This window comes from Aeromonas sp. 603079 (genome assembly GCF_049172135.1).
Taxonomy (GTDB): domain Bacteria; phylum Pseudomonadota; class Gammaproteobacteria; order Enterobacterales; family Aeromonadaceae; genus Aeromonas; species Aeromonas veronii.
This window is the reverse complement of record NZ_JAAKPX010000002.1, coordinates 111,250-124,396: the sequence shown is the minus strand read 5'-3', so window position 1 is coordinate 124,396 and position 13,147 is coordinate 111,250. Positions and strand designations below refer to the sequence as shown.

11 protein-coding genes are annotated in these 13,147 nt (G+C 44.6%); all 11 read left to right on the top strand.

The features are described 5' to 3' along the window. The first annotated feature begins 16 nt into the window (after nt 1–16). From G5287_RS01715 to G5287_RS01665, 11 genes are read left to right on the top strand one after another with little or no spacing between them, the layout of a single operon-like run. Nucleotides 17–505, top strand: a complete 489-nt coding sequence (locus G5287_RS01715; RefSeq protein WP_227340928.1) for a GDP-mannose mannosyl hydrolase — start codon at nt 17–19, stop codon at nt 503–505. Continuing rightward, complete coding sequence (locus G5287_RS01710) at nt 483–1,607, top strand: glycosyltransferase family 4 protein (protein WP_421208013.1); 1,125 nt, start codon at nt 483–485, stop codon at nt 1,605–1,607. The genes G5287_RS01715 and G5287_RS01710 overlap by 23 nt, the downstream gene beginning before the upstream one ends. A 19-nt stretch (nt 1,608–1,626) precedes the next feature. Further along, entirely contained in the window at nt 1,627–2,577 is a 951-nt protein-coding gene (locus G5287_RS01705; protein WP_323912972.1) for an SDR family oxidoreductase, read from the top strand. Continuing rightward, complete coding sequence (locus G5287_RS01700; protein WP_421230684.1) at nt 2,577–3,602, top strand: MraY family glycosyltransferase; 1,026 nt, start codon at nt 2,577–2,579, stop codon at nt 3,600–3,602. Before G5287_RS01705 ends, G5287_RS01700 begins: the two co-directional genes overlap by 1 nt. Further along, the gene (locus G5287_RS01695; RefSeq protein WP_227340924.1) at nt 3,599–5,584 is read left to right on the top strand and encodes a nucleoside-diphosphate sugar epimerase/dehydratase; all 1,986 of its coding nucleotides are present in this window, start codon (nt 3,599–3,601) and stop codon (nt 5,582–5,584) included. The genes G5287_RS01700 and G5287_RS01695 overlap by 4 nt, the downstream gene beginning before the upstream one ends. Before the next feature lie 30 nt (nt 5,585–5,614). After that, a complete protein-coding gene (locus tag G5287_RS01690) occupies nt 5,615–6,871 on the top strand; it encodes a lipopolysaccharide biosynthesis protein (protein ID WP_227340923.1) in 1,257 nt (418 codons plus the stop codon). 8 nt (nt 6,872–6,879) lie between these two features. After that, entirely contained in the window at nt 6,880–7,647 is a 768-nt protein-coding gene (locus G5287_RS01685; protein WP_421230683.1) for a glycosyltransferase family A protein, read from the top strand. A gap of 1 nt (nt 7,648) precedes the next feature. After that, nucleotides 7,649–8,743: a glycosyltransferase gene (locus tag G5287_RS01680; protein ID WP_227340921.1), complete on the top strand. Its 1,095-nt coding sequence runs from the start codon at nt 7,649–7,651 to the stop codon at nt 8,741–8,743. Continuing rightward, nucleotides 8,740–9,873: a glycosyltransferase family 4 protein gene (locus tag G5287_RS01675; protein WP_421230682.1), complete on the top strand. Its 1,134-nt coding sequence runs from the start codon at nt 8,740–8,742 to the stop codon at nt 9,871–9,873. Before G5287_RS01680 ends, G5287_RS01675 begins: the two co-directional genes overlap by 4 nt. Before the next feature lie 18 nt (nt 9,874–9,891). Next, nucleotides 9,892–11,172 carry a sugar transferase gene (locus tag G5287_RS01670; protein WP_421230681.1) on the top strand — a complete coding sequence of 427 codons (1,281 nt, stop codon included), beginning with the start codon at nt 9,892–9,894 and terminating at the stop codon, nt 11,170–11,172. Between the two features lie 17 nt (nt 11,173–11,189). Then, nucleotides 11,190–12,917 carry a PglL family O-oligosaccharyltransferase gene (locus G5287_RS01665; RefSeq protein ID WP_227340918.1) on the top strand — a complete coding sequence of 576 codons (1,728 nt, stop codon included), beginning with the start codon at nt 11,190–11,192 and terminating at the stop codon, nt 12,915–12,917. The last annotated feature ends 230 nt before the right edge of the window (nt 12,918–13,147 follow it).

Sequence of the window (13,147 nt, the reverse complement as noted above, 5' to 3'; positions counted from 1 at the left end):
CATCTTGGGGCGAGATATGCATCTTACGGATGATGATTTTTTAAAAACAATAAAAAGCACCCCCTTAATCTCGATTGATCTGGTGATTTCAGATAGTTCAGGGCGATATCTTCTCGGTCTCAGAAGAAATAGACCTGCAGCCGATCATTGGTTTGTTTTGGGGGGCAGGATAAAAAAGGGAGAAGCTATATTAGATGCCTTTAAAAGAGTTGCTGAGAATGAGCTTGGTGTGACGTTACAGAGTTCGAAAGCTAAATTTATTGGAGTCTACGAGCATTTTTATAAAGATTCTTTTTATGACGTTATGACTCCAACTCACTATGTTGTTTTAGCGTATTCAATAGAACTAGACCATGATATAAATTCATTCTCTGTTGCTCAGCATTCAAAGTATAAATGGTTTGATATAGTAGACCTTCTTGCATCACCAGATGTTCATCAATACACAAAGAACTATTTTTTAGATAAGGGCTTGGAAGATAATGAAAATTCTTCATTTTTTTAAAACATATTATCCAGATGCTTACGGTGGTGTGCAACAAGTCATATATCAGCTTGCGGAAGGTGCAGTAAAAAGAGGGCATGAGGTTGATGTATTATGTTTAAGTGCTGAGAATGCTGGTCGAAATTTTAACATCGCTAATCATAGTGTGCATGCTGCAAAAGAAGATTTTTATATAGCTTCGACTGGTTTTTCATGGTCTGCGATTGTCGAATTCAGGCGACTGGCTGAGAAAGCTGATATTATTCATTATCATTTTCCGTGGCCCTATATGGATCTTGTTCATTTTTGGGTTAATCCTAAAAAGCCGACGGTGGTCAGTTACCATTCTGACATTGTCAAACAAAAATACCTGCTACAACTTTATAAGCCATTGATGATGTCTTTTCTAAATAAAGTTGATGCTGTGGTCGCTTCTTCACCCAATTATGTCAAGACCAGCCCTGTTCTCTCTAGCCTAAAAAAGGATGTTGAGGTGATACCATTCGGTCTGGAAAAGGTATCTCCAAGTTATGCAGAACTATCGTTATCGAATAAATGGAATGATAAAATAAAAGGGCGTTTTTTTCTTTTTATCGGATTTTTACGATATTATAAGGGGTTGTCATTTGTCCTTGATGCTATGCGTGGACTTGATTATCCTTTGATAATAATTGGTGAAGGCCCATGTGAAAAGGAGTTGAAGTCTCAGGCGGATAAGTTAGGATTAAAAAATACGTTGTTTGTTGGTCCAGTAAGTGACGCTGAAAAGAATATTTTACTGGAGTTATGTTACGCTGTGGTATTTCCATCTCATCTGCGTTCTGAAGCGTTTGGTATGACTTTGTTAGAGGCATCAATGTATGGTAAGCCAATGATTACTTGCGAAATTGGTACAGGCACTACATATATAAATCTGCATGGTGAAACCGGCTTGGCAGTTGAGCCAGCAAATAGTGAGGCTCTCTCATCTGCAATGAAAAAGTTATGGGATGATCAAGATGAAGCTGAGCGTATGGGGAAAAATGCAAAGGCTAGATTTGAACATAACTTTACTGCCGACGTCATGATTGATAAATATATGACGTTATATGAAAAGGTTATCTCAAATTATTATTCATCTTGAAATGCCTATCTCAAACTGTATGTCCATACCTAGAATTCTTGTCACAGGTGCCAACGGATTTGTAGGCAAGGCGGTCTGTGAACACTTGCTGGCTCTGGGGGCGAATGTTAAAGGAGCGGTGCGAAGTCACCCGCTGGCTTCTTACCATCTTCATGCTCCCTCTCTGACTGCGGATGCCAACTGGACAGCCCAATTGCAACAGGTGGATGTGGTTGTTCACTGTGCTGCCAGGGTGCACGTGATGTCGGATACCGCGACAGATCCCCTGGCAGCATTTCGAGCGGTGAATACAGAGGGCACCCTAACGCTTGCTCGACAAGCGGCTGAGGCTGGGGTGAAGCGCTTCATCTTTATCAGCTCGATCAAAGTGAATGGCGAGCAGACCGAGCCAGGCAAGCCATTTGATGAGAATGTGCAAAGTCCGCCAGAAGATCCCTATGGACGCTCGAAGTATGAGGCGGAACAGGGGCTGATGGCACTCGCGAAAGAGTGTGGTATGGCTGTAACCATCATCCGTCCTCCTCTTATTTACGGGGAAGGGGTGAAGGCTAACTTTGCCAGCATGATGACGTGGGTGCGCAAAGGGGTCCCGCTACCCTTTGCCCGTTTGACCAATGCGCGTAGCCTGTTGGCGTTACCTAATTTGTGTGACTTCATTGCCCATGCGATGGAGCACCCTGCCGCAGTGAACCAGGTCTTTTTAGTCGCAGATCCTGTCGCAGTGTCGACGTCTCAGTTGTTGGCGGCGATTGCAGAAGCAGAAGGAGTTAGCTGTCGGCTCTTTTATCTCCCACCAGGAGTAATAAGAGGGCTTGGACGCTGTTTGGGGATTGATGCCAAGCTACAACGGATTTATGGCTCTCTGGAAATGAATACCCGCAAGGCTCAGAGCCGATTACAATGGTCGGCACCCTATTCGCTCTCTCAGACCTTATCTCTGATGGCGTCAATCCATAGTGAGTCGTCTTGATGCTGGCATTTGTTTTGTTGTCGATATTTTGTCTTTTTCTTTCAATTACCATGACCGGCCTGCTCAGGCGCTACGCCCAGACCCGCTTGCTTGACCAACCCAATCATCGCAGTTCGCATCAGGTGCCTACCCCGAGAGGCGGTGGCATGGCTATCGTGGCGACCTTTCTGCTGGCAGCCCCGTTGTTTGTTACCCTAATCCCACTGCCCGCCGGCATATCCCAGAGCAGCTTTGCATTGATATGGGCTGCGGCGCTGGGCATTGCATTGGTTGGTTTTATCGATGACCACATCTCTCTCAAGCCTCGAACCCGCCTGATTGTGCAGAGCATGGCGGCCGCTTTGGTGGTTTCTGCGGTTAATGGTTTGCCAGCGCTGACCTTCTTTGGTTGGCAGCTCGACCTGGCCTGGTTTGGTTACCTGCTGGTCTGGCTGGGGGTGATCTGGTTTATCAATCTCTACAACTTTATGGATGGCATCGATGGCTTGGCGGCAGGTGAAGCCGTTGTCGTCTGTCTGTTCATGACGTTATTTCACTATCTGGTTGGGGGGGAGTGGTCGTCTGCCAGTTTGATCCTGCTACTGGGGATTTCGGCGGCTGGCTTTTTGTGCTGGAATTTTCCACCCGCCATGATCTTTATGGGGGATGGTGGCAGCGGATTTCTTGGCTTGATGCTGGCTTCCCTGATGCTGCTGGATGCCGCTTCTGCGCCTCAATTCCTGTGGGCATGGCTCGTCATGCTCGGAGTCTTTGTGGTTGATGCGACTTGGACGTTACTGAATCGCTATCGTCTGAAATGTCGTCTGAGCGAGGCGCATCGTACTCATGGCTATCAATATCTGGCGAGGCGTTGGCAGAGCCATCGAAACGTGACCTTGGCTGTGCTTCTTATAAATAGCCTCTGGCTTGCGCCGATCGCTGTCATGATTGTATTGGGCCAGCTCGATGGTGTGAGCGGTCTGGTCATTGCCTACTTGCCGTTAGCTTTTCTTGCGTATCACCTGAATGCAGGAGTACCAGAATGAGAAATGAGCTTTTACCCGGTGGGAGCTGGCTACTGACTTGCCTGGGCTCCCTGTCACGAGCCAGCAAGCGTGTCATCTCTGTCGCCGTTGATATGCTCTTGATCACCATGACCTATTGGGGGGCGTACTGGATCCGGCTTGAACACAACTGGCCAATCGATAGCCCGCATCACTGGGCACTGCTTGGCGCAATTATCATTGTCAGCATCAGTTTGTTTGTAAGGCTGGGGCTTTATCGCGCAGTGCTGCGATATGTCAGCTTTCGGGTACTATGGACAATCTCGCTAGGGGCATTTCTTTCAACCTGTTTCTTTGTTCTCTCTGCGTTTTACTTTGATATCTTTCTGCCGAGAACGGTCTCGGTTATCTATCTCTCCTTTTTGGTGTTACTGGTTGGCGGTGTGCGGCTGTTTTTCCGGGCGCTCCTTAATACCACCCGTTTGGCTCGTACCCAGGTGTTGATCTATGGCGCGGGCTCTTCGGGTCGACAACTGCAAATGGCCTTGTTGCAAGGTAATGAGTTTTATCCCGTCGCCTTTATTGATGACGATCCCGCCAAACAGGGATGCGTGATCCAGGGTTGTACCGTTTATCACAGTGCTCAGCTGCCAACTCTGATTGACCACCATGGGGTGCAGAAGATCTTGCTGGCTATGCCGAGCAGCACCAGGGCTCGTCGTCAGGAGGTGATTAATGCACTTGAGCCCCTCTCTTGCGAAGTGCTCTCTATCCCGGGAATGGCTGATCTGGTTAATGGCTCTGCCCGCATAGATCAGCTCAATGAGGTCTCCATCGACGATCTGTTGGGCAGAGATCCGGTAGAGCCTGTGACCACCTTGATGGAAGCCAATATCAAGGGCAAAGCGGTCATGGTGACAGGTGCCGGTGGCTCTATTGGTTCTGAGCTCTGTCGCCAAATCTTGCGGTGCCGTCCATCCACTCTGGTACTGTTCGAACTATCCGAATACGCCCTCTATGTCCTGCACAAGAACCTGCGGGAGCAGTGTCAGCGTGAAGAAATCGAAACGGATCTGGTGCCGTTACTGGGTTCAGTACAGCGCCAGCATCGTCTAAAAACGGTGATGCAGAGCTTCAGGATCCAGACCGTCTACCATACCGCGGCTTACAAACATGTCCCGCTGGTCGAGTTCAATATCATTGAAGGAGTACGTAACAACGTATTCGGCACTCTTTATGCGGCACAGGCGGCCATTGAGGCAGGGGTGGAAACATTCGTGCTGATCTCTACCGATAAAGCCGTGCGGCCAACCAATACCATGGGTGCCAGCAAGCGTCTGGCCGAATTGATCTTGCAAGCCTTGACCCGCGAGAAGCACAGCACCCGTTTTTGTATGGTGCGCTTTGGCAATGTTCTTGGATCTTCCGGCTCAGTGGTGCCGTTATTCAGACAGCAGATAGATAAGGGGGGGCCTATCACCCTGACTCACCCCGATATCATCCGTTACTTCATGACGATACCTGAGGCTGCCCAGTTGGTGATCCAGGCCGGCGCCATGGGGGAGGGGGGCGACGTCTTTGTGCTCGATATGGGGCAACCGGTACGGATCATGGAACTGGCGAAGCGCATGATACGCCTCAGCGGCCTGACACTGCGTGATGAGCAGCGTCCCGATGGTGATATCGCCATAGAGGTGACGGGGTTGCGGCCGGGCGAAAAGCTCTACGAAGAGTTACTGATTGGTGATGATGCCAGAGGAACCGAACACCCCAGGATCATGGTGGCACAAGAGAGCTGGCTGCCCTGGTCCCGACTGCGCCCCTTGCTGGCCTCGCTGGATGATGCTTGTCACCGTTTTGATCAACAGCAAGTGCGCGAGATCCTGATGCATGCTCCTGCTGCATTCGAACCGACGGATGGTATCTGTGATCTGGTGTGGCTAGCGAAGCAGCAGCATACAATAACGGAGAACATCGTGAAGCTACCAGTACACAATGTTAATTTTTTGCTGGCTAGAAATTGAGTTACCTGTTTCTATAATGAGGCAACTTGGATGCGATTAGGCCTGGTTGTGGCATTTTATCGAGAATATGCCGCAATTATTACTAATGTTAGTATTCTATTATTTGAAAAAATGGTGACCATTGGGTTGGTTTTTTTTTGCGAGGGGGTAATTAGTCATCTACTCGGTGTGTCATTATATGGGAAATGGCTATATTCGCTTAATGCCGTCATTTTATTGTCATCAGTTACATTGATTGCCGGCTCGGAAGTTGTTGTTCCGGCATTAGTTCGGCATCCTCATTTGCGTTGGAAGATACTATCTTCAGTATTTGTTTTTCGTCTACTTTTCGCTTTGGTTGCTTTGCTTGTCACATTAATCTACGCAAATTTTATTGTCGCAGATCAAGATGTAAGATTAATGCTAATGCTATTGGCGCTGGCGCTCATTTTTAATGAACCATTTTCAGTAATAGCCAACTACTATCAAGCCACCACAAATATAGGTGTTGTTGTAGCGATTCGTCTTGCAATTTTATTATTAAGGGTGCTTTTGGTAAGCCTCGCTTTTTTACTTTCATCTTATTTCATCATCTATTCAAGCAGGGCAATAGAAGCAATGTTTTTAGCTATGTCACTGAGTTGTGTTATTTATTTTAGAGGTGGCATCTGGGACTGGCATAAAAAAGTGGCAGTGGTAATGTTAAGTCGAGGTGGGGCGCTCTGGGTTCCATTAATGCTGATGCTGATTTATATGAGGATTGATCGCTTTTTCATCGAGCATTACTTAGGGTATGAACAACTAGCCATGTATGGTGTGGCTAGTCAAATGCTAGAGCAGGGCGTACTTGTACTTGGTATAGTTGTGCAGTCTATAGCCCCAATGATGTTATATGGGCGCAGAGTAAAAAAAATACATACGGTTTGTTTAGGGCTGTTATTAGTTGCATGTATCTTGCAATTAATGGGTTGGTTATGGCTACATGAAATTGTCTATTTTATCTTTGGAAAAGATTATGAGTTAGCAGCAGATTTAGCCATTATGATGTTGCCTGCGCTTTCTTTTTTCGCTGTGGATAGCGTTTTAATGCAACGATTATACCGTGACAAAAAATATTTTTTGATAATGTGCAAGTGGTTCTTTCTATTAATTATAAGCATATTCAACTATTGGCTGTTGCTAAAAGTATTTCGTTCCGGTGACATTTACATCGTTTACATAACTAATGCTTTTTTGATGATGGCTGCGACGATGTCGATATACTTCATTCATCAATATAAAGGTTGCGTGTGTAAGGTCGTGCAATGATAACAATAATGACGTCAACTTATAACAGAGCATATGTTTTACCAAGGTTGTATGACAGTTTGTGTCAGCAGACAAGGCGGGACTTTGAATGGCTCGTAATCGATGACGGTAGCACTGATGGTACCGCCGAGCTTATTTTTGATTATAGAGTTAAATCTGACTTTCCAATCAATTATTTTTATAAAGAAAATGGAGGGAAGCATCGCGCTATAAATGAAGGTGTGGTTCATGCGACCGGTGATTGGATTATCATTGTGGATAGTGATGACTTATTAACTGGTGATGCTGTTGCCAAGCTATATGATGTTATGAATCATATTAGCTCGGAATTTGTTGGGATGTGTTTTAGAAGAGCAACATTATCTGGTCATATAATTGGTATCTCCGACACCGCATGGAGCAAGTCAATGGTAATGCAGCCCATCATGGCAGGGCATATATTACAAGGTGACTTGGCTTATGTTTTTCGCACTAATGTTATGCGTGAGTTTCCTTTTCCTCAGTTCCCGGGCGAAAAGTTTGTACCAGAGTTATATATATGGAATAAAATTGCCGATATAGGTAAGATAGTTTTTTATGTAGACCAAGTAATATACTTGTGTGAATATCTTCCTGATGGCTACACCTCAAATTTTAAAAAAAATCTAAGAAGTAATCCATGTGGTTTTGGTTTGTTTTATCGAGACCAGGTGATCCGAGATACTCGATTGTTCGGCAAGGTCAAAGCATGTGTCAGAAGTCTCCAGTGCATTCTTTACTGTTGGTTGAAGAGATAGCATGAAAATTGCGATGGTAATCACAGGCCTTGGTATGGGGGGCGCTGAACGACAAGTGTGCGATTTGGCAGATCAATTTATTAGGTTGGGCCACCATATATTAATTATCTCGATGACCGGTGAAATTAGCAATCGCCCACATTCGACTGCAGCAAACATCGTTTCACTGCAGATGAGGAAAACTCCATTTAGTGTTTTCAAAGCATACTGGCAGGCGATCAGGTTACTTAATCAATATAAACCGGATGTGGTGCATAGCCATATGGTGCATGCAAATATTTTTGCTCGGTTATTACGATTATTTGTATCATTTCCGAAGCTTATCTGCTCTGCACATAGTGTTAATGAGGGAAGAGGGTGGCGGATATTGGCATACCGGCTTACCGAAAGGTTATGTGATCTTAACACAAACGTAAGCCAAGAAGCTGTTGAGGCTTTTATTAAACAAGGTGCGGTATCTGCCGGGCGAATGAAAGTCATGTATAATGGTATTGATACGGAGCGTTTTTATTTTAACGCCACAGTCAGAAATAAATTACGCTCTCAGCTTGGGATTGATGACAATAACATATTGTTAATTTCAGTAGGCAGACTGACCGCTGCCAAGGACTATACAAATTTGCTTGTTGCATTTGCGATGTTATCTTCGAGATCCAATAATGTTAAGTTGGTCATCATAGGTGAGGGTGAGGAAAAAGAATACTTAACCACAATCGCTAGCGCACAAGGGATTAGCGAGCGAGTTCATTTCTTGGGGCTGCGCTATGATGTTGAAGATTGGATGAGTGCAGCAGATATATTTGTGTTGTCATCAGCTTGGGAGGGGTTTGGTTTAGTTGTGGCTGAGGCTATGGCTACTGAGCGGGTAGTGGTTGCCACCGATTGTGGTGGAGTGAGGGAAGTGGTTGGCTCTGCTGGATTGCTTGTCCCCTCTAAAAATAGTCAGCAGCTATTTACCGCGATTGAGCAGGCTATGATGCTTTCGCCGCTTGAGAGAGAGGTGATGACTAGGGAGGCTCGGATTCGGGTTATTAGCCATTATTCAATAGAGACTATCTGTCTGCGTTGGTTAAATTTGTACCAGGACTACACATGAGCAAACATCTTTGTATGGTGAGCAATACAGCGTGGTCAATGTGGAATTTTCGCCGCGGATTATTATCTGCACTTATACAACATGGATATCGCATAACCATTGTTTCTCCACCTGATAATACAGTTTTTTCGCTCTGTGATTTGGGGTGTTCATTTATACCGTTGGCACTATCCCCTAAAGGAGTCAATCCAATTGTTGAACTAAAATTAATATTTGATTTCGTAAGAATATATAGAAAAATTAATGCGGATTTAATTATCCATTATACGGTAAAACCAAATATATATGGTTCTTTTGCTGCACATCTTTGTCGCACACCTGCCTTGGCTATAACCACTGGGTTAGGATATGCCTTTATGAATGATGGTTGGGTGCCCAAAGTAGTAAGGTTGCTTTATAAATTCGCTTTTAAATATCCTAAGCTAGTCATTTTCTTAAATGAAGATGATCGCCTTGAATTTGTATCAAGACAGTTGGTAGATAAAAGAAAGACTCTGTTACTGCCTGGCGAGGGCGTTGATTTGAGTTTTTTTTATCCTTCAGAAAAATTTGCTGAAGATGACTCGGTTAGTTTTTTGCTCATTGCGCGGTTGTTATGGGATAAGGGGATTGGAGAATATGTAGCAGCCGCAAAGCAGATTCATATTCGTCATCCAAACATAAAGTTTAAATTGCTAGGCGATGTTCAGGCTGATAACCCACGAGCGATCGGATATGCACAGTTGCATGAATGGATCAATGACGGTGTGCTGGAATATCTCGGTACTACACATGATGTTAGGCCTATCATAATGGAAAGTGATTGTATTGTGTTACCTTCTTATCGCGAAGGATTGCCAAGAACTATGATCGAAGCTGCTGCAATGGCAAAGCCAATTATTGTTACCGATGTTCCTGGATGTAGAGATGTACTGCTACATGAGAAAACCGGGTTACTCTGTCAAGCTAGAAATGTTTCATCATTGGCTGATGCGATGATGACATTCATACGAATGACTACAGCTCAAAGAACCTTGATGGGTAATGCTGGGAGGCAATTAGTTAGTGCCAGATTCGATGAGAAAAAAATCATTGGCATATATTTTGACATATTGGCTCAGCATATCGATGGCGCTCAGCCCTGTGGTTGATAACTGAATGAGTTTTTCATGATAAATAATAGCTATTATCCATATGGTGGTCGTTGGTATGACCTTGTACGGTTTAATTATACAATAATGTTCTTTTTTACATCCTTGGTATCAACATTATTACCTGCATTTTTGTTTTGGGGCGAGGACTTTTGGAATTTCCTTGATGATGTAAAAATAAATTCACTTTTAGGAATCTTTATAACATGTATTACTGCTGGTTTTTTCCTGAGTCGAGTGCTTTGCTATCCTGGAGTTAATGCTTTATCTTATATGATTCCAACAGTAACCGCTGTGTATGGAATATTATTCGGTGTGTTGCTGCTGTTTCGTCTTGAGTATAGTAGGCCAGTAATTATAAGCTCGTATATATTGGTTTTAGTATCTTGCTGGCTTATTTATTACTTAGGGGCACGATCTGGCAAGGTTAAGTATTCTATCATCCCGGTTGGTAATTATCAGAAACTGTGTGCCTTGACTGCTGTTGAATGGAATATTCTTCACAAACCCGATTTTTCTCTGTTTTGTGGTAATGCCGTAGTTGCTGACTTTCACTCATCTGATTTGACGAGTGAATGGCAAAGGTTATTAACTGATTTCGTTTTGTTAGGGATACCAATCTATCACAGCAAAACTATATATGCATCATTAACAGGCCGAGTGAGCGTTGAGCAATTATATGAAAATGACTTGGGTTCCGCTATTCCCTCGTTGTTTTATTTCTTTTTAAAAAGACTAGCTGATCTTTTGGTTGTTATAATTGCACTCCCCTTTTTTATGCCGCTGTTACTTATAACAGCAATATTAATAAAGCTGGAAAGCCCTGGCCCTGTTTTCTTTAAGCAAAAGAGAGTTGGGCTGGGTAATAAAGATTTTGTAATATATAAATTTCGTAGTATGCATGACAGTTCATCATCAGACAATGCATATTTTGCTCAGGAGGTTGACAAACGGATTACTCGTGTTGGTCATTTTATTCGTAAATATAGAATTGATGAGCTCCCGCAATTCTTTAATGTTCTTAAAGGGGATATGAGCTTGATTGGTCCACGGCCTGAACAGCGTTTTTTTGTGGAGAGGTTTGAGTCTGAATTACCATTCTATATGTATCGTCATATGGTTCGTCCTGGTATAAGTGGATGGGCTCAGGTGATGCATGGCTACTCAGCTGATACAGATAGTACTCGTATAAAATTAGAATATGATTTTTATTATATTAGAAACTTTTCGCTTTGGCTTGATCTATTAATAGTAATCAAAACTATTAAAACAATGCTGACAGGGTTTGGGGCTCGTTGAGTATACGGAAATAATATATGAGCAGCTTGTATTGGATTTTATCTTCATTATACTGGTTACTTGGAGTGCATTTTTTTATGCACAACCCGGGAGGAGCAGGGCTATATCTGCCCTTTAACGCATGGGGATGGGTGTTTGCCTCGCTGGCTATTGGATTAGGATTGTGGCAAGTGACGTTACGCCAGCGTCTGCTCTTTTCTCCATTACAAGCGGGCTTATGGATAGGGGCACTCTTGCTACTGCTGCCGATGTTCTATCCAGGTTTTGCACTCAGGGATTATGCCATTCCCAGATTATTGGGGCTTTTTGCTGGTCTGCTGTTTTTATTCGGGCTCTATCAATGGCGCTTCAATCGGTTGCAGCGAGATCGCTTGCTATATATCGTCCTGATAGCGATCGCGATGGAGGCTTTGCTCGGTCTGATACAGTTCTATCTGTTGACACCCGGTAACTGGATTGGCTACGACACTAAAACCAATCGTCCTTACGGGATCTTTCAACAGCCAAACGTGATGGCAACCTTTATGGCAACTGGTCTTGCCCTTGCTATCTGGCTGGAATTACGCCGAGAGGGTGGTCGTTTGCTGATGGCTCTGCGCTATGGCGTCATTCTATCAGCAACACTGTTGCTGGTTGTTTTGCAATCCCGAGTGGGTCAACTTGGCGGTCTGCTAGCTCTGTTTTTATTGATACCGCAACTCCATCGCCATCGATTGCTATGGCGTATGTTGGCGCTGGTTATTTTTGCGGTGGCCCTTGGCCTGCTATCACAGTACTGGATGGCAGGAGCAAAGCGCGGGTTGGAGATTTATCAATCTGGTGGTATGCGATCTATTTATTGGCCTTATGCAGCCAAGCTGATTGCCGAAGCACCATGGAGTGGTTGGGGATACGGCAGTTTTGAATCTGTTTTTCTCCATCACTACATGGCTGATAAGGCGCTGAATCCATCTATGGTGCAGATTGAGTACAATCTTGACCATCCCCACAACGAATTCCTTTATTGGGCTGTTGAGGGAGGGGTGGCTCCCATGGTTGGTATGGTGATCATGGGGGGCGCATTATTGTGGTGCCTGACGAAGGTGCGTTGGGTAAATGCCATGGCACTGCTTGCCCTGGTGACACCGATATTGCTCCATACTCAGACGGAATATCCCCTTTACCATGCAATCGTGTTGTGGTGGTTGTTGCTGACGCTGATCTATGTCGTTGACACCGAGATTGAAGAAACCCGTTTCGTGAGTTGCGGTAGCCCATCGTGGTTGGACATTGAGTATCGCCCCTGGTTGTTGCTCCGATTTATGGCAATAGCTATCCCTCTATTGGTTGTCCCATTTATGATGACAGCCCTTCATACTGCCTGGGTCGTCACCAAATACGAGCGGGGAGGTTATAAGGAGCCGACGCTCTTGCTGGAGATTATCAATCCTATGGCATGGCTGACACGAGTTGAATTTGATGTGAACTCGGTTCGTCTGATGGTCGGTTTGCAGACAAACAACAAGGCTGAACTGGAAGCTTATCTGGAGTGGGGGCAGGACTTCGTACTTCATACACCACGAGCTAATATATACGCCAATATGGTGACAGCACTTAACGCTCTGGGTCGCAAAGAGGCAGCCGATGCGATGCGTCTGGAAGCGCTCAGACTCTATCCTGCGGAACCTCTGCTGAGTGGCTCTGTAGCTATACCGGTGATCAGTGGTGTTGATCAATCTGCACAAAGTAATGCTCGCGCAAATTAGCGTAATTTAACAACCGGGTAAGATCGGTTATGTTAAAAAACAGATTGTTTATTTGTCTTTAGATATATGGATTGGTGTTGTAAGCTCTTGATTTTTATGGATAAAAATCATGGCTTTTTAAGTCGTCGTTGCTGAGGAATTGCTTTGTGGCTTTTTTATTTCACCTTGCTTGATGGGTAACTGGGCGGGGGGGAGGGCATATCGGGTGTCACTATAAAGAGAATCTTCTG